The organism is Corynebacterium tuberculostearicum (assembly GCF_013408445.1).
GTDB lineage: Bacteria > Actinomycetota > Actinomycetes > Mycobacteriales > Mycobacteriaceae > Corynebacterium > Corynebacterium tuberculostearicum.
This window is the reverse complement of sequence record NZ_JACBZL010000001.1, coordinates 2234690-2250932: the sequence shown is the minus strand read 5'-3', so window position 1 is coordinate 2250932 and position 16243 is coordinate 2234690. Positions and strand designations below refer to the sequence as shown.

At 63.9% G+C, this 16243-nt stretch carries 18 protein-coding genes; 6 read left to right on the top strand and 12 right to left on the bottom strand.

The window, feature by feature from the left end:
- Positions 1 to 57 precede the first annotated feature (57 nt).
- On the top strand, positions 58 to 615 hold the full coding sequence (locus BJ985_RS10640) for an AMIN-like domain-containing (lipo)protein (protein WP_179387415.1): 558 nt from the start codon (positions 58 to 60) through the stop codon (positions 613 to 615).
- On the opposite strand, the gene BJ985_RS10635 is transcribed toward BJ985_RS10640, so the two are convergent.
- Positions 612 to 2135 carry a Y-family DNA polymerase gene (locus BJ985_RS10635; RefSeq protein ID WP_179387414.1) on the bottom strand — a complete coding sequence of 508 codons (1524 nt, stop codon included), beginning with the start codon at positions 2133 to 2135 and terminating at the stop codon, positions 612 to 614. The two genes, BJ985_RS10640 and BJ985_RS10635, sit on opposite strands and share 4 nt — an antisense overlap.
- Complete coding sequence (gene imuA' / locus BJ985_RS10630) at positions 2132 to 2728, bottom strand: DnaE2-dependent mutagenesis accessory factor ImuA' (protein WP_179387620.1); 597 nt, start codon at positions 2726 to 2728, stop codon at positions 2132 to 2134. Before imuA' ends, BJ985_RS10635 begins: the two co-directional genes overlap by 4 nt.
- A 130-nt stretch (positions 2729 to 2858) precedes the next feature.
- Between imuA' and BJ985_RS10625 the strand changes: the two genes are divergently transcribed.
- Together BJ985_RS10625 and BJ985_RS10620 are read left to right on the top strand one after the other, a co-directional pair.
- Positions 2859 to 3278, top strand: a complete 420-nt coding sequence (locus tag BJ985_RS10625) for a hypothetical protein (RefSeq protein WP_005322680.1) — start codon at positions 2859 to 2861, stop codon at positions 3276 to 3278.
- 137 nt (positions 3279 to 3415) lie between these two features.
- Positions 3416 to 4453 carry an HNH endonuclease signature motif containing protein gene (locus tag BJ985_RS10620; RefSeq protein ID WP_179387413.1) on the top strand — a complete coding sequence of 346 codons (1038 nt, stop codon included), beginning with the start codon at positions 3416 to 3418 and terminating at the stop codon, positions 4451 to 4453.
- Positions 4454 to 4520: 67 nt separating this feature from the next.
- Here the strand turns inward: BJ985_RS10620 and guaA are convergent, their stop codons facing one another.
- The gene (guaA, locus tag BJ985_RS10615; protein ID WP_179387412.1) at positions 4521 to 6095 is read right to left on the bottom strand and encodes a glutamine-hydrolyzing GMP synthase; all 1575 of its coding nucleotides are present in this window, start codon (positions 6093 to 6095) and stop codon (positions 4521 to 4523) included.
- Positions 6096 to 6128: 33 nt separating this feature from the next.
- Here guaA and BJ985_RS10610 point away from each other — a divergent pair, with 33 nt between their 5' ends.
- Positions 6129 to 6500, top strand: coding sequence for a hypothetical protein (locus BJ985_RS10610; protein WP_179387411.1), 372 nt, complete (start codon positions 6129 to 6131; stop codon positions 6498 to 6500).
- Between the two features lie 111 nt (positions 6501 to 6611).
- Here BJ985_RS10610 and BJ985_RS10605 read toward each other — a convergent pair whose 3' ends face one another.
- Positions 6612 to 7775, bottom strand: a complete 1164-nt coding sequence (locus BJ985_RS10605; RefSeq protein WP_005322688.1) for a GuaB3 family IMP dehydrogenase-related protein — start codon at positions 7773 to 7775, stop codon at positions 6612 to 6614.
- Positions 7776 to 7782: 7 nt separating this feature from the next.
- A complete protein-coding gene (guaB, locus tag BJ985_RS10600; RefSeq protein WP_005322690.1) occupies positions 7783 to 9303 on the bottom strand; it encodes an IMP dehydrogenase in 1521 nt (506 codons plus the stop codon).
- 119 nt (positions 9304 to 9422) lie between these two features.
- Between guaB and BJ985_RS10595 the strand changes: the two genes are divergently transcribed.
- A complete protein-coding gene (locus BJ985_RS10595) occupies positions 9423 to 9794 on the top strand; it encodes a DUF5319 domain-containing protein (protein ID WP_005326826.1) in 372 nt (123 codons plus the stop codon).
- Positions 9795 to 9797: 3 nt separating this feature from the next.
- Here BJ985_RS10595 and BJ985_RS10590 read toward each other — a convergent pair whose 3' ends face one another.
- Positions 9798 to 10553 carry a hypothetical protein gene (locus tag BJ985_RS10590; RefSeq protein ID WP_150851374.1) on the bottom strand — a complete coding sequence of 252 codons (756 nt, stop codon included), beginning with the start codon at positions 10551 to 10553 and terminating at the stop codon, positions 9798 to 9800.
- A gap of 65 nt (positions 10554 to 10618) precedes the next feature.
- On the bottom strand, positions 10619 to 11191 hold the full coding sequence (locus BJ985_RS10585) for a sigma-70 family RNA polymerase sigma factor (RefSeq protein WP_179387410.1): 573 nt from the start codon (positions 11189 to 11191) through the stop codon (positions 10619 to 10621).
- Positions 11192 to 11497: 306 nt separating this feature from the next.
- On the opposite strand from BJ985_RS10585, the gene BJ985_RS10580 reads away from it, so the two are divergent.
- Positions 11498 to 11800 (top strand): WhiB family transcriptional regulator, encoded by a 303-nt coding sequence (locus BJ985_RS10580; protein WP_005326832.1) that lies wholly within the window; start codon positions 11498 to 11500, stop codon positions 11798 to 11800.
- Positions 11801 to 11809: 9 nt separating this feature from the next.
- On the opposite strand, the gene BJ985_RS11795 is transcribed toward BJ985_RS10580, so the two are convergent.
- The 5 genes from BJ985_RS11795 to BJ985_RS10555 form a co-directional block, all read right to left on the bottom strand.
- Entirely contained in the window at positions 11810 to 12007 is a 198-nt protein-coding gene (locus BJ985_RS11795) for a daunorubicin resistance protein (RefSeq protein WP_179387409.1), read from the bottom strand.
- Positions 12008 to 12231: 224 nt separating this feature from the next.
- The gene (gene groL / locus BJ985_RS10570) at positions 12232 to 13848 is read right to left on the bottom strand and encodes a chaperonin GroEL (RefSeq protein WP_005326837.1); all 1617 of its coding nucleotides are present in this window, start codon (positions 13846 to 13848) and stop codon (positions 12232 to 12234) included.
- 8 nt (positions 13849 to 13856) lie between these two features.
- Positions 13857 to 14150: a co-chaperone GroES gene (gene groES, locus BJ985_RS10565; protein WP_005322702.1), complete on the bottom strand. Its 294-nt coding sequence runs from the start codon at positions 14148 to 14150 to the stop codon at positions 13857 to 13859.
- A 186-nt stretch (positions 14151 to 14336) separates the two neighbouring features.
- On the bottom strand, positions 14337 to 15578 hold the full coding sequence (locus BJ985_RS10560; protein WP_179387408.1) for an FtsX-like permease family protein: 1242 nt from the start codon (positions 15576 to 15578) through the stop codon (positions 14337 to 14339).
- Entirely contained in the window at positions 15562 to 16167 is a 606-nt protein-coding gene (locus BJ985_RS10555) for an ABC transporter ATP-binding protein (RefSeq protein ID WP_179387407.1), read from the bottom strand. Before BJ985_RS10555 ends, BJ985_RS10560 begins: the two co-directional genes overlap by 17 nt.
- Positions 16168 to 16243 lie beyond the last annotated feature (76 nt).

Genomic DNA, 16243 nt, shown 5'->3' with positions numbered 1-16243 from the left:
GCCACGAAGTACCCCCTCAGCTATACAGTTCACGGCCGAAAATATAACCTAGGGGACATGTTAAAAGTCCGTCTCGCCGCAACGCTTCTCGTCGCTGCTTTTCTCAGCGGCTGCGCCGCCCATGAGACGGACCGCACCACCATGGCCGCGTCCGCGGATAACTCCCAGCTCAATCCGCTGGGCCAAGCCAATATGGAGATGAAAACCCTCCGGCCGCAGGCGCCTTCCGAACTCACGGTGACCGACGTGCGCATCGGCCGGCACGAGGGTTTTGAGCGCGTCGTCTTCGAGCTCGATGGCGGCGGCGCTCCCGGCTGGTTCGTGGATTACGCCGATACACCCACACAGCAGGGTTCCGGCAAGACCATTGACCACTCCGGAGAGACCGCACTCAATGTCAATATCGACGGCGTGGTCTACCCCTTCGAGGCCGGCAAGGACGATCCCCGCATCGGCGTGGTGGATGCCCCTACGGAAGGAATTGTCACCCAAGTGGTCAATGGCGGCGCCTACGAGGGCCGCTGCCAATTTGTCATCGGCATGACCTCTCGCAAGCCTTATTCCGTGCAGGTGCTCGATAACCCCACCCGTCTCGTGGTCGATATTCGCGATTAATAGGTCGCCTCAACCCGCCAGCGGCCGCCGGACCATACCAACAGCCAGGCCCGCTGATGCTCTTCGTGGTCGGCTTGGCCCACCACCTGCAAGCGTGCTACGTGCTGTGGGGTATCGGTCCACCACTGCGTATCCACCGGCCAGGGACCGGCCCAGCCCAGCACGCGGAAACGATGCGCACCCCAGCTCAAGGCCACCGGCACCCCGGACAGGAGGGCTTCAGCGGTAACGAAGACGGGGTGCTCGGCGGCGTCGACAAGCTGAATGCGCGCGGCCGGGTGGTTCGGCCCACCGCCCCGCCGTGCAGGCAGGGGTGCGGGAATGCGGCCGGGCCACTCGCCGTCCGGCGGGGCGTCGCGCTGCTCACCATAGGGCACGTACTCGATGCGCTCGGCTACCCCGCGGCCGCCCACCGCCCGCGGCTGCAGCACACGATCCACCCCCAGCTGTGATTGCACGCGGGCGATCACGCGCTTGACCTGCTCCTGCGAGCCTTCCCCACCCCACAGGCCGGTGGCGGACGGGGCGGCAACCTCCACCGACTCCAGCGCTAGGCGGCGAATGGCCGCGCCCTCACCAGTAGTGCGCGTGAGCCAGCCATCGAGCTGCCAGCGCACACGGTCCGCGGTGGCCTGCTCCGTCAGCGCTTCCTGTGTGCGCCATACCCGCGCCAGCTCCTCACCGGTGCCAAACTCCGCCACCACGCGCAGCCGCAGACATACCTTGCCGGCCTCCTCCAAGCGGGCATGCAGCCGGGCCGCGAGCTGGCGAGCCGCGAACGCCGCCGCGTCCACGCGCTCGATGCGCTCTTCCATTTCCACGGCCAGGTCCGGGCGCGCCAGCTCTGGGGCCACGCGCCTATCCGCACGGGCCTGGGCCAGCTCGTGCGCGCGCCGGCCCGGCTCACCAAACCGGGTAGCTACCTGCTTAAACGGCAGCGCGGCTAAATCGCCCAGGCGCCGCACGCCCAGCTTATCCAGCTGTGCGATAAACCCAGCCTCAAAGCCCAAAGCCTCATCGGCTGCCAGCACGCCTATGGGCTGGGTGGCCAAAAACTCTCGCGAGCCGCCCTCTGGCACCACCGCTCCCACGCCGCGGTGCCGAGCCGCGATGACGGCCGTGGCAATCTCATCGGCCACGCCGAGGGTGGAGTCGAAGCCGGCGTACGAAGAGGCGTCGACAAGCATCTCTAGTGCTTTTTGCCCGTGGTAGCGCAGCGCCGCGCCCGCATCCACAATCGCCAGGCCCGGGCGCAGCACCTCCACCGAGGACGCCACCGCATCTAAGCCGGCCGCAACCTCTGCAAACACCGCACCATCCCGGTCCGGGTTAGCCTCCACCACCGTCGCCTCAGGGCACAGCGCTTGGGCCTGGCGCAGGCGCATCCCACGCCGCACGCCCGCCCGGCGCGCCTTCCTATCGCACACCGCCACCGCGTGATTGCGCGCAATAACCATAGGGCCCTGCCCGCCGGCGGCCTGGATGGGCCAATCCGGAAACCACACGGCCGCTACCCTCATACGGCCTCCAACCAGCGGCGCTGCCCCACCGTGAGCACCCCGCGCGAGGTAGCCTGCTTCGAGGTCACCTCCACGTCCATGTCCACGCCGCGAATGCGCCCGCTGCCCTTGCCGACGCCCCGATAGGCACTCACCCGCGCCCCTATCCCCACCGCCGTGCCGGGCAGGCGCGTGCCCACCGTAAGCACGGCCGCGCGCCCGCCGCGCACCTTTGCCAGCACCGGCCGCGCCTTGGTAGGGCTCACCTCGCCGGGCGACCCATGGTGGACAACAAGGTCTAGCCCTTCCGCCAATACTCCTGCCACCATCCAGGATTCCAGGCCCGGATCCGGCACGGTTACCACGCGTTCGATAACGCCCTCCTCGGCCACTTGTGCGAGTAGCAAATCCGGCCACCCCACCACGCCTACATGTCCGCCACGGGCGGTGAGGTGGCAGATAAGCTCCACCACCAGCGCCGGACAATTCGCACAGTGCACCACCTGCCGGCGTGCCAACCCACCTGCGGGAAGCAAGCGGGCCAGGCCAGGGAGCGTATCTACCAGCTCTTCTTCCGGGCCACGCTCCATAGCGCGCATGCGGGTACGCAGCATCGCCACACGGTCCGACCGGCTCAGGCCGGCCACCGCTTTTTCTAGGCGAACGCTCGTTTGACTCACCCGAATAGTATGAACCCTCACCCGGACACATGCAAGTGTATGTTCGAATGGTAGCCTTAGCGGCATGAACTTCAACGCTGCCTACGGCGCCATGCGCGAGCACACCACTCCCATCCCTACTCCACCTTGGGTGCGCTTGGGCTCGTCCATCCTCATCGGTGCGGCCGTGGCGCTCTTGGCTAGCCGCGCACATATCTTTGCCGCACTGGTTGGGGCACTCGTATGCCTCGTGGCGGCCTTCGTTCTCGTCTTTGCCCACCCCTACCGCCGCGCGATGCGTGCCTATGCCGACAAGCGCAATGTCGCTCTGGTTCCTACCATCGCACAGCTCGTGCCACTGATGATTCTGTGGCTTATGGTGATGCTCGCGCCCATCGTGGCCCTGCCCGCGTGGGGCGCCGGGCTGGTGTGGCTAGTGGTCTTTGGGCTGAGCTTTTTCGTCTTCCCCCATGTAGATGGCACGCGCCGGCTCGCGTTTGCCTAATCTAAACGACACTTTTCGGGGTTATCCACAGCTTTTCCGACCCGCGGCGGGTATGCGGGCCGGGTTATCCACAGAATCGGCCGTAGCGGTTGCGCCGGCCCTGCGCCGGTATGGGTGTGCGCCGTAGCGTTGCAGGCATGAACGCACTCGAGACCTACCTCACCGCCTTGGGCCCTGGCATGGACATCATCGCTGGGTGCCAAGGCATGTCCGGGTCCGAGCTTATGGACCGCGGCGCGCCCGATGCCATCGCCGCCGATCTGCTGCTTTTGTGCGAAAGCTACTTCGGCCGCACCAAATTTACGCGCCTGCAGCGCCGCGCTATTGCCGACGCCCGCCGCAACACCCACTCCATCGCCACCCTTGCTGCCCTAGAACGCATTGTTAACCGCGCGCCCAGCAAAAAGCAGGCCTGGCAGCTGCGCGCAGAATGCTGCGCGATGACCGACTCGATGAGCCACATCCTTAAGCACGCCCGACGGCGCCTGCGGGAGATGAAAGACGACACCGTAAGCCCAGGCGTACGCACCTACCGACGCCCCAATGATTACTGGACGCTTGCCATCACCGGAACCTCTAGTTTCATCGCGGATCTCAACGCCGCGCTAGCCGCGACTGGAAAGCAATCGCTCGAGGCGGTAGAAAAGATTTTCTTTGACCAAGCTGCGGCCGCGCGGACAGAAGTGGTGACCAATGCCATCGTGCCGTTAGACAAATTCATCCGCATCCGCGACGGCCATGGTGATGATATCGAGCTTGATCTGACCAATGGCGCCACCATCACCGGCACCGAATATCTGCGCCGCGTGCTCAACGACGTCGGCTTTTCTGGCGATAAAGAAACCGGCTACGTCACGCTCGTGCACCCCGAGGAAGGTCCGGTCAATCTCTACCGCACGGCGCGCGTGGCCAATGACAAGCAGCGCATTATGGCCGCTGCAGAAAATCCACGCTGCGCCTGGCCGGGCTGCAACCAGCCGGCCGACCTCTCCCAAGTTCACCACCTTAAAGCGTGGAGCAATGGCGGGGAGACGAATATGAAAAACCTGGTCATGTGCTGCGCCTACCATAATGGCGTCAACGACGATGACCCCAACGCCCCACCTCGGCGCGGCCGCCTCGAGCGGGTGGGCGGACGCGTTGTGTGGCGGCCACCGTTTACCCCGCGCGAGTAAGCGCCGCCCGCTGAAACGAGCGAAAAGGCGCTCAGCACTAGACTGAGCGCCTTCTACGCATGCCGTTTTACTCCCACTCGATGGTTCCTGGTGGCTTGGAGGTGCAGTCCAAGACCACGCGGTTGACGTCCTTCACCTCGTTGGTGATGCGGGTAGAAATCTTCTCCAGCACCTCGTAAGGCAAACGGGTCCAGTCTGCGGTCATGGCGTCTTCCGAAGACACCGGGCGCAGCACAATCGGGTGGCCATAGGTGCGGCCGTCGCCCTGCACGCCAACGGAGCGGACATCGGCCAGCAGTACTACCGGGCACTGCCAAATCTGGTCATCTAGGCCGGCATTGGTCAGCTCGGTGCGGGCAATGAGGTCTGCCTCGCGTAGCGTCTCCAAGCGCTCCTCGGTTACCTCACCGATGATGCGGATACCCAAGCCCGGGCCCGGGAATGGCTGGCGGCTAACGATCTCTTCTGGCAAGCCTAGCTCGCGGCCGACGGCACGTACCTCGTCCTTAAACAGCAGGCGCAACGGCTCGACCAGTTCGAACTCCACGTCATCCGGCAAACCGCCGACATTGTGGTGAGACTTAATATTCGCCGTGCCATCGCCGCCGCCAGACTCGACAACGTCCGGGTACAGAGTGCCCTGGACGAGGTAGTCGACGGTGGAGCCTGCAGGGGCGTCGTCAAGCACGCCTGCAACCGCGCGCTCAAAGGAACGGATAAACTCCGCGCCGATGGCCTTGCGCTTGGCTTCTGGGTCGCTAACTCCTGCCAGCTTTTCCAAGAAAGCAGCGCGCTCATCTGCGGTCACCAGCTTCGCTCCAGTGGAGGCAACGAAGTCCTTTTCTACCTGCTCGCGCTCGCCGGCACGCAGCAAGCCGTGGTCAACGAAGACACAGGTGAGGCGATCGCCAATGGCACGCTGCACCAGAGCGGCCGCTACAGCGGAGTCCACACCGCCGGACAGGGCGCAAATAGCGCGGCCTTCCTCGCCTACCTGGGCGCGGACATCTGCGATGAGCTGCTCTGCGATATTATCGGCCGTCCAGTTCTGCTCTAGGCCAGCAACCTCAGTAAGGAAGCGGGTAAGCACCTCCTGACCGTGCGGCGAGTGCTGTACCTCAGGGTGGTACTGCACGCCGGCCATCTTCTTGTCTAGGCACTCCATCGCTGCAACCGGAGCACCGGCCGAGGTGGCCGTAACCTCAAAGCCTTCGGGAGCGGCAGATACAGCATCGCCGTGAGACATCCACACCTTGTGGGTAGCATCCAGGCCTTCGTGAAGTACGCCGCCCTTAGCATTCATATCGGTACGGCCGTACTCACGCTCGCCAGTCGACGACACGGTGCCACCAAGCGCATGGTTCATGGCCTGGAAGCCGTAGCAGATGCCGAAGACGGGAATGCCGAGCTCAAGCAGCTCCGGCTTCAGAGCCGGGGCGCCGTCAGCATAGACAGAGGACGGGCCGCCTGACAGGATAAGCGCAGCGGGGTCTTTAGCTTTGATTTCCTCCACAGACGCGGAGTGAGGGACAACCTCGGAGTAAATCTTGGCCTCGCGCACGCGGCGGGCAATAAGCTGCGCGTACTGAGCGCCAAAGTCCACAACGAGGACGGGGCGCGGGGTAGTATTTGGCTTAGTCACGCCCCATAGTCTAACCCACTAAACTGATAGCTTATGAAGCGCTTGGCTATTGTGCTCGCCGCGAGCCTGCTGTTGTGCGGTTGTGACACCACCCCGACTACGGCCGAGGTGACGTCTGCGCTGGATGAACAAGGCCCGCAACAGGTAACACTTCCGGCCGCGGAAATCTTTGGAAGCGAGTGGGATGAGTGGGTTCCCTTGTGTGGCACTCGACAGGCAGAGCGTGTGGGTCATCCAGAAGTTGCGCATAATTCGGTGGTTCTACGCGCGAGCGGTGAAGAAAAGGTTGTAGAGCTCAATCCCTCGGGAGTACGCGTGTGCCCGGTCCACAACGCAGGGCAATGGCGGCCGATGACAGGCAAGACCACGTGGAGGCGTGAGGGCGGCTGGCAATTGGTTTCCTAAACCACTCTCCTACCTCGCCAACTGGTATCTGTTCGGCGGCGAAGGAAGCCCTGAGACAAAGAAACGCGGCTGCGCCAAGAAGGCACAGCCGCGTCAGGACTCTCGCGCGGATTAGTAGCGGACGGCGAGTTCGACCTTCTGGAAGGACTTCAGGTCGGTGTAGCCGCACTTGGCCATGGAACGGCGCAGCGCGCCGACCAGGTTGGTGCGGCCGAAGGGCTCGCTGGAGGGACCGTGCAGCACGGTTTCCAGCGACGGGGCGGCCGATTCTTCTGTGGCTTCGGCCGGGGTACCGGTGGTGAGGAAATCGACGTCCAAGTCGGTATCGGCCCCGGAGAACTGGACGAAGCCGCGTGGGAAACGCGGGTGGCCGGCCGTGGCGGGCCAGTACCAGCCCTTGCCGCCGGCCTCGCGGGCCTGGGCAAGCAGTGGGCCGAGAGCAACACCGTCAGCGCCGCAGGCGAAAGCCTTGGCAATATTGCCGGAGTTTTCAAACTCGGTATCGGCGATGATGTGCACGTAGCGGCCGCCGGTCTCGTCGAGGTAGTCGCGGCGGGCTGCGGCGGCGTCGGCAATCGCGGTGCCCATGGCCGAGTCGATGCCAACGGTCTCGGCGTTGGTGGTCACACCCGCGCCTACGATGACGCCGGCCGCGCCGGTGCGCATCAGGTGTAGCGCGGTGGTGTAGTCGGTAACTCCGCCGGCAATGACGGGAACGTCAAGGGAACCAATGAACTCCTTGAGGTTCAGCGGCTCGCCGCCGGTAGCTACGTGCTCGGCCGAGACTAGGGTGCCCTGGATAAACAGCAACTCGGCACCGGCCGCGATGACCTTAGGGGCCATCTCGCGAGCATTTTGAGGGGATACGCGCACAGCAACGGTAACTCCGGAGTCGCGGACTTGGGAGATGCGCTCGGTAAGGAGGGCGTCGTCAAGCGGGGCGGCGTGCAGCTCCTGGATGATGGAGTTATCGCCCGGCTGCGAGTAAATGCGGGCTAGGGCGCCCTCGAGGTCCTTGTGGCGGCCCCACAGGCCCTCGGCATTAATGACGCCCAGGCCGCCCTGCTTGCCCATCTCGATGATGAACTCGGGGGTGGCGAGCGCATCGGTGGGGTGGGAAACGAAGGGGATGTCGAAGGTATAGGCGTCGATGTGCCAGGTGGTGTCCACGTCCTTGGAAGAACGGGTACGACGCTGCGGCACGATGGATAGTTGCTCTAGATCGAAGGTACGGCGGGCCTCGCGGCCGATGCCAATTTCGGCGTATTCACGCATGATATTCCTAGCGGTAGTTTGGTGCTTCTGCGATTTGCTGCAGGTGGTGCGGGTGGGATTCCTTCAAGCCCGCGGCGGTGATTTGGACGAAGCGCTTGGTCTTCAGCTCGGCCAGGGTGGCGGAGCCGGTATAGCCCATGGAAGCGCGCAGGCCGCCGATAATCTGGTGCACGATGGCATCGATATCGCCGCGGAAGGGCACGCGGCCCTCGACGCCTTCCGGAACCAGCTTGTCCTCGCTGCGGACGTCGGCCTGGAAATAGCGGTCCTTGGAGTAGGAGCGCTTCTCACCGGAGAGGCCGCGGCCCTGCATGGCGCCCATGGAGCCCATGCCGCGGTAGCGCTTGTACTGCTTGCCCTGGTAGACCACGATGTCACCGGGGGCTTCGGTGGTGCCGGCAAACATGGAGCCCAGCATGACGGTATCGGCGCCGGCCGCCAGGGCCTTGGCGACGTCGCCGGAGTACTGCATGCCACCATCGCCGATAACCGGCACACCGGCCGGGCCAGCTACTGCGGCGGCCTCCATCAGGGCCGTAATCTGCGGCGCGCCCACGCCGGCGACGACGCGGGTGGTGCAAATGGAGCCCGGGCCGATGCCGACCTTGATGGCGTCCGCGCCGGCATCGATCATCGCCTGCGCGGCCTCGCGGGTGGCGAGGTTACCGCCGATGACATCGACCTTGGAGCCGAAATCCTTCTGCACGCGGGAGACCATTTCCAGCACGCGGTTGTTGTGGGCGTGGGCGGAGTCGACGACGAGGGCGTCCACGCCGGCGTCGACAAGCGCGGCGGCGCGCTGGTAGGACTCTTCCCCGGTACCGATGCCGGCCGCAACCAACAGGCGGCCGGCCGAGTCCTTGGACGCGTTAGGGTACTGCTCGGTCTTGACAAAGTCCTTGACGGTAATCAGGCCGGTGAGCTTATTATCCGCATCGACGATGGGCAGCTTTTCCACCTTATTGGCCGAGAGCAGTTCGAGGGCTTCCTTCTTAGATACGCCCTCGCGCGCAACGACGAGCGGCATGGCCGTCATGACCTCGCTGACCTTGCGGTCAAAGTCAGGCTCGAAGCGCATATCGCGGTTGGTGCAAATGCCCACCAGGGTGCCGTCCTCGTCTACCACCGGCAGGCCGGAGATGCGGTAGCGGGCACACAGCGCGTCTACTTCCCCGATGGTCATATCCGGGCGGGCGGTGATGGGGTCGGTAACCATGCCGGACTCGGAGCGCTTCACAATTTCTACCTGCTCGGCCTGGTCCTCGGTGGACAGGTTGCGGTGCAGCACGCCGATGCCACCCTGACGGGCCATGGCAATGGCCATGCGGGCCTCGGTCACGGTATCCATGGCGGCCGAGGCAAGCGGAACGCCGAGGCGGATATTGCGGGTAAACTGCGCGCCGGTATCGACCTCGGAAGGCACGATATTGGATTCGGCGGGCAAAAGAAGCACATCATCAAAGGTCAGGCCGCGCAGGGCTACCTTGTTCGGGTCATCTCCACCAGTATGAATACGGTTCTCGCTCATCGAGGTCTCTCCTTAACAGGTTTAGCGGCTAACCTAACTGTAGTGCGTTGCCGGCCGACGACACCATTTGGGCAGGGCGTAAATTGCCTCGGGAGGGTAAGTTCAATAGGCTCGCAGGCGTGAACTTCTTCGCCAATATGCCCCGCGATCCTTTCGCCGATGATCCGAATGACCCCGCCTCCTTCCTGGAGGAGGACGAGCAGGTCATGCCGCTTACCGACGACGACCGGATCGCCATCATCCACGACCTCGCGCTGGTGCAGAAATTCGCGTCCATCCTCGGCCCGCGCGGCATCGATGGCATCTTCTTCCTGTGCGAGGATTGCCAAGAAAACCACTTTTATGAGTGGGACATTATGGCCGCTAATATGCGCGCCACCCTTGAAGGCGAGCTAGCGCCGGTACATGAGCCAGGCGCCGAACCAGATCCCTCCCGCTACGTGCCTTGGGACTACGCCTTGGGTTACTTGGATGGCCTAGAGGGCCGCTAGCTTCTACTGCTGCTGGCCCAACTCGATGGTGGTCGTCGGCTCATCCTCAACGTTGGGGTTGGGCTGCGGGTTTGGCTGCACTTGTTCCGTGACCACCACGGTTTCGGTGGCGTATTGAGTTTCGGTCACGGTGACCTGCTCCGGCTGTTGCTCCGGTTGCGAAGCTTCTTCCGCCACGGTTTCGGTGGCAGTCTCCGTCACGGTGTGCGGGGTGGGCTTCGGGTGCGCAGAGCGTTTTTGATCGGCCTCACGGTTGGCGGCGATGGCCTTTTCTTCTTTGCCTTCGGCCTCATCCAGCTTGGCGCGGGCGTCCTTCATCAGTTCGCGAGCGCCTTCAATATCACCTTCGGCCGCGCGAGATTCCATCTCTTCCAGCGTGCCGGCCAGCTCTACGTTGCGGGTCTTATCGCCCTTATCAAAGGTTCCGGCGTGCAGCATGGCTCCACCGGCTCCAGCGATGACTAGCGTTGCGGCCGCCGCACCGATGAGCCCATGTACGAACGGGCCGCCGCGGCGGCGCTTGCGGGCCTGGCCTAGGTCGATGACCTCAGGCTCAGCTTCGGCGCCTTCTACCAGCGGGGCTGGAGGCATCTGCTTATCGACGTCCCCCTTTAACTCCAGCAGCAGCTCCGCCAGGTCATCCTGGCCGTCGGAAGGGTTAGTTCCCTTCGAAAGCTCGGTGAGGAATGCATCATCATCTATCAAGGGCTGGAGCTGGTCTGCAAGGCCGTCATTATCGCCGTGGTGCTTCGGTGCCATGATGGTGTCTCTCCCCCTTCCTTTCTGTTAAGAGATATCTGCTGTAAGAGTCGGCCGCTAGGCCCTTAGCGCGCAGTTTCCTGGGCAGCTTGGAGGGTCTTTCGCAATTGAGCGAGTGCTCGGTGTTGTGCGACACGAACCGCGCCTGGGGTGGAACCCACAATTTCCGCGGTCTCTTCTGCCGACAAACCGTTGAACACGCGCAGAATCACGATGTTTTTCGCCTTGTCACTTAACGTATCGAGCAAGGCGCGCATTCTGTTACTACCGTCGGCTTCCAATGCCCACTCTTCAGGGGTGGCGTCACGCGCGGAGTCTTCTGGAATTTCTTCGGTGGGGGTGGACTTATCGCGCCCCATGGCGCGGTGGGCATCGGTGACCTTGTTGAACGCAATGCCGTAGACATAGGCCATAAACGGGCGACCCTTGTCCTCGTAGGAGCCAATGGAGGTGGCCACTGCGAGACAGATCTCTTGGGCTACATCCTCCGCGGTGGGTTGGCGGCCGCCACCGATGCGGGCGCGGCAGTAGCGCAGCACCTGCGGGTGAATGATCCGCAGAACTTCTTGCAGCGCTCGACGGCTGCCGTCGACGGCATGCGGGACGAGATCCGCTAGCTCCTGTTCCTTATCACTCACGTATGCACCCTCTGACATGTTTTAAACCGGTAACTAACCATATTGGCACACGGGAAGATTATGCAAAGGCAACGCGCGGCCCCAGCGCGTGCGCAACCCGAGCGGAAGAAAATTCACAAACCGTTAACCTTCATTGTTTCCGCTGGTAAACCGCGGTGTCGGAGGGGAGATCAAGGAAAGAATACCTAAAAGTCAAAAATAGGTAACCCATCGTTAACCCACGCGCGAAACACTACGTGAGGTTGCTTGCCGTAACACTGCGGAAGCCACACAAGAATTCTCGCCCTTACAAAGGAGCTAAGTAACGTGTCTCAGCCTCATTTGCTTCCCGGTCCCACCGCTGACCTGTGGGATTGGCAGCTACAAGGCGCCTGCCGCGGAGAAAACTCGGACGTGTTTTATCACCCAGATGGCGAGCGCGGCCGTGCCCGCGCCCAGCGCGAAAACCGCGCCAAGGCCATCTGCAATTCCTGCCCGGTCATTGATCTGTGCCGCGAGCATGCCCTGCAATCCGCCGAGCCTTACGGCGTCTGGGGCGGAATGAGCGAATCCGAGCGCGTCGTTGCGCTGCGCCAACGCCGCCGCGCCGCCGCGCCGGTCAACGCTTAAGGCAGAAGATTAGGGGGAGACGAGGGCGTCGGCAAGAAAGCGCCCCGTCACCGAGTCTTTCTGCTCGGCTAACTCGGCTGGGGTGCCACGAAAGACCAGCTGGCCGCCGGCCGAACCGGCGCCGGGGACCAAGTCGATGGCGTGATCCGCATGCGCGAGAACAGCCAGATTGTGGTCGATGCAGATGACGGTGTGGCCGGAGTCCACCCGCTCATCACGCCTTGCTCCACGTAGACCGCACCCACACCGCTGCGCTTGGAGCAGGCACCCTCGGAATGCGCGGAAAAGAGTGCGGGTTTGATGCCATTGGCCTTGGCGAAGGCCTTGCGAATGGGGTCGGTATCAGCGGTGCCTTGATGTATTCCACGGCCCTAGCTAGGTACAACAAAACCCGCCACGCGGGAAGCGGGGCGGGTTTTGTTGGTAGCCGTTTAGTGCTGGTGGCCGTGGCCGGCGTCAGCAGGCTGCTCTTCCTGTGGCTTTTCCACCACGGAGGCCTCGGTGGTCAGAACCATGCGGGCCACGGAGGTGGCGTTGACCACGGCGGAGTGGGTGACCTTCACCGGGTCGATGATGCCGTTATCGATGAGGTTGCCGTACTCGAGAGTATTGGCGTTGAAGCCCTCACCGTTGGACATCTCGGCGACGCGGGAGACGACGACGGCGCCGTCGAGGCCAGCGTTTTCGGCGATCCAGAACGCCGGGCGGGTCAGGGCGCGGGCGACGGCGAGAACGCCGACCTTAGCCTCGCCCTCGAAGCCCTCGGCGAAGGACTCGAGTTCCTTGGAGATCTGGACCAGCACGGAGCCGCCGCCGGCGATGACGCCCTCTTCGACGGCCGCGCGGGCCGCGTTGATGGCGTCTTCGACGCGCAGCTTGCGCTCGTTGACCTCGGTCTCGGTAGCCGCACCGACGCGGATGACGGCCACGCCGCCCGAGAGCTTAGCCAGGCGCTCCTCGAGCTTTTCCTTATCCCAGGTGGAATCGGTGCGCTCGATGTCGCGACGAATGTGCTCGCGGCGCTCCTCTACTGCTTCAGCGGTGCCGCCGCCATCAACGATGACAGTGTCATCCTTGGTAATGGTCACGCGGCGGGCAGAACCGAGCACGTCAAGGCCAGCCTCATTGAGGTTGACGCCCACCTCTGGGTCGATGACGGTAGCGCCGGTAACGACGGCCAGGTCATCCATGAACCCCTTGCGGCGCTCGCCAAAGTACGGAGCCTTCACGGCCGCGACCTTGAGCACCTTGCGGATGGAGTTGACGACGAGCGCCTGCAGCGGCTCGCCCTCGATGTCCTCCGCGATGATGAGGGTCGGGCGGTTGGTCTCGGCGATCTTCTCCAGCAGCGGCAGGAAGTCCGGCAGGGAGGAGATCTTGTTGCGGACGAGCAATACTGCGGCGTCGTCCAGCACGGCGTGGTAGGTCTCTTCCTCCGTAGCGAAGTACGGGGAAAGGTAGCCCTTGTCAAAGGAAATGCCCTCGGTGACGTCGACGGCGGAGTCGATGGTCTGGGATTCCTCGACGGTGACCACACCGTCCTTGCCCACCTTATCCATGGCGCCGGCAACCATCTCGCCGACCTCCGGGTCGCGGGAGGAGACGGTAGCTACCTGGGCGATTTCAGAGGAGGAGTTGACCGCGGTGGCGCGGGCCTTGAGCTCCTCGACGGCCTTTTCGGCTGCCGCCGCGATACCGCGGTTGAGCTCGATCGGGTTGGCGCCGGCCGCTACGTTGCGCAGGCCCTCGAAGATGAGCGCCTGGGCCAGCAAGGTAGCGGTGGTGGTGCCATCACCTGCGGTGTCATTGGTCTTGACCGCAACGGACTTGACCAGCTGCGCGCCGAGGTTCTCGAAGGGCTCCTCGATGTCGATATCGCGGGCGATGGTCACGCCGTCATTGGTGACGGTGGGGCCACCGAAGGCCTTGGACAGCACGACGTTGCGGCCGCGCGGGCCGAGGGTGACCTTGACGGCATCAGCCAGCGTATCGACGCCGCGCTGGATTCCCTCGCGGGCTTCTTGGTCGAATGCAATGAGCTTTGCCATAAGTGGGCCTACTTCTCGATGACGGCGAGCAGGTCACGGGAGGACAGCAACAGGTACTCCTCACCGTTGTACTTCAGCTCGGTGCCGCCGTACTTGGAAAAGACCACGGTATCGCCCTCGTTGACGCCTACCGGGGTGACCTCACCCTTGTCGTTGGTGCGGCCTGGGCCTACGGCAACGACGGTAGCTTCCTGCGGCTTTTCCTTGGCGGAATCCGGGATAACCAGGCCGGAAGCGGTGGTGGTTTCAGCTTCTACGATCTGTACGAGGACGCGGTCCTCGAGAGGCTTAATGTTTGCCATGATGTTTCCTCCGTAGTGTTCGTATGCGCGCCGGTATAGCGCGCGCGTGCCGGTTGTGGATGTCCAGCACAGCCGTCGTCGCGGGTGAACAACTGTGGGTCAAACAACCTGATTAGCACTCTACCCTCGTGACTGCTAACCCTCAACAATGACCCGGCCCACATTTCTACGCCCTCAGCGATCCCCTCAGTGCTCCCGTTGCCCGGCGCGGACGAAGCCGGCTAGCGCCAGCTTGACGACGCCCACGGCGATAAACATGGCACCAAAAATCACGGCGAAGGCCGACCACCACAGCTCGTCTACCAGCGTTCGGCCGAAGGAAACCTGTGGGGTGAGCAGGTGGTGGAGAGGGAGGAGCGTCGCCAAGCACAGCGCGCACACCACGCCGGCCGCGGTCAGAGTAAGGCACGCCGCCTCCCCTACTTGCACGCGCACCCAGGCTGAGGGGGTGGCGCCGGCCAGGGTGAGGCCGCGGATATCGGAGGCGATGCGCCCGCGCATCAGCAGTGAGGTAAGCACGGCGCCCACGATGCTGGGGGCAAAGACCGACCCTAAAAGGGCGACGAAGACCTGCCACGAGGACAAGGTGCCGCCGGCGCCTGCGTCGTTCCCAAAGCGCAGGCCCGAGCCGACGGAGACGATAAAGCCGCCGAGGAGCACCCACGGCACGATGTGTGGGGTGGAAAAGTGCCGGCGCACCCGCACGTTGGCCCCAGCGATGCCGGCCATGCGGGTCCATTGGTCGATGCCGGGCATGAGCCAAGGTAAGAAGAGGGCGACGAGGATGACAAGCCCCATCTCGGCCGACAAGAGGTCACCCGGGTCATCGATGTGCAGGCACCCGTAGACCGTGCCGCCGATAGCCGCGGCCGCAAGCAGGAATTTCACCAGAAGCCACACCGGGTGTGCGGGAGTGCGCGGCCGGAACACGCGGCGCAGCGGAGGCAGCGCACCCACCAGGGCCGCGGACGTGCAGACGGCTACCGCAATGGCGGTGACCTGACTGGTAATGGCGATATCCGGCATGGGGATACCGTCGCTGCGCAGGGCGCGCACGCACGGGGCAAGCAGAGGGCGGGCCGGCAGCACGCCGAGAAATCCGGCAGCCGCGCTGACCGCTGCGACTTGGCCCAGAATGAAGGCAACAATCATCCACCCGGGCATGCCCACCATGCGCCAGGAGCGGTAGACCGGCTCGCGCTCGGCGATGATAAGGCGCATCTGCGATAGCGTCACCAACACCACCACGCACAGGGCCATGCCGAGCACCGTGCCACCCACCGGGCCGGCGGGGTTTTCTTCGGCCCCGGAGGAAGCCACCAGCATGGCCAGCGCCAGGGTGCACGAAGCTGAGGACACTACCAGGGTCAGTGCCACGGCCAGCCACGATAGCCAATTGGACTGTAAGTCCTTAAGCCACACCAGCATGGGCCACCTCCTCCAAGGAGATGATCCGGTCGGCCGCCTCAGCAGCGAGGTGCGAGTGAGTCACCATGACCACGCTGGCTCCATCGCGGGCGGCGGCGCGCAGGTGGGAAAGGACGGTGGTTGCGGTGGCGTCGTCAAGCGCGCCCGTAGGCTCGTCGGCGAAGATATAGGGCGCCTGGGCCAGCAGTGCCCGGGCGACGGCCACACGTTGCTGCTGCCCGCCGGAAAGCTGCGCGGGCAGGCGGCGCTCCAACCCGCTAAGGCCGAGCGAGTCAAAGACCTCCGCCACCTGGCCGCGTGCAGGGCGCCGGCCGGAAAAGCGCGCGGTCAAGGTGGCATTGCGCTGCGCGTTGAGGGATTCCAGCAGGTTATAGTCCTGAAACACAAAGGCTCGCTGCTTGCGCCCCGGCGCATTGACTCGGCCGGAGGTGGGCTTATCGAGCCCGGATAACAGGTTCAGCAGCGTGGTTTTCCCGCTGCCGGAAGGCCCCATGATGGCGACGAATTCGCCTGGGGCGATGGACACATTCACGCGATTGAGCACGGTGCGGCGGCCGTAGCGCTTGCTGAGGTTATCTGCTTTTAACATGCCTTTGATTCCACTCGGCCGCGCAGAAAAAAGACATGGAGTGGGCCGCCCAGAAAATGGTAGAGCTAGCTCTACT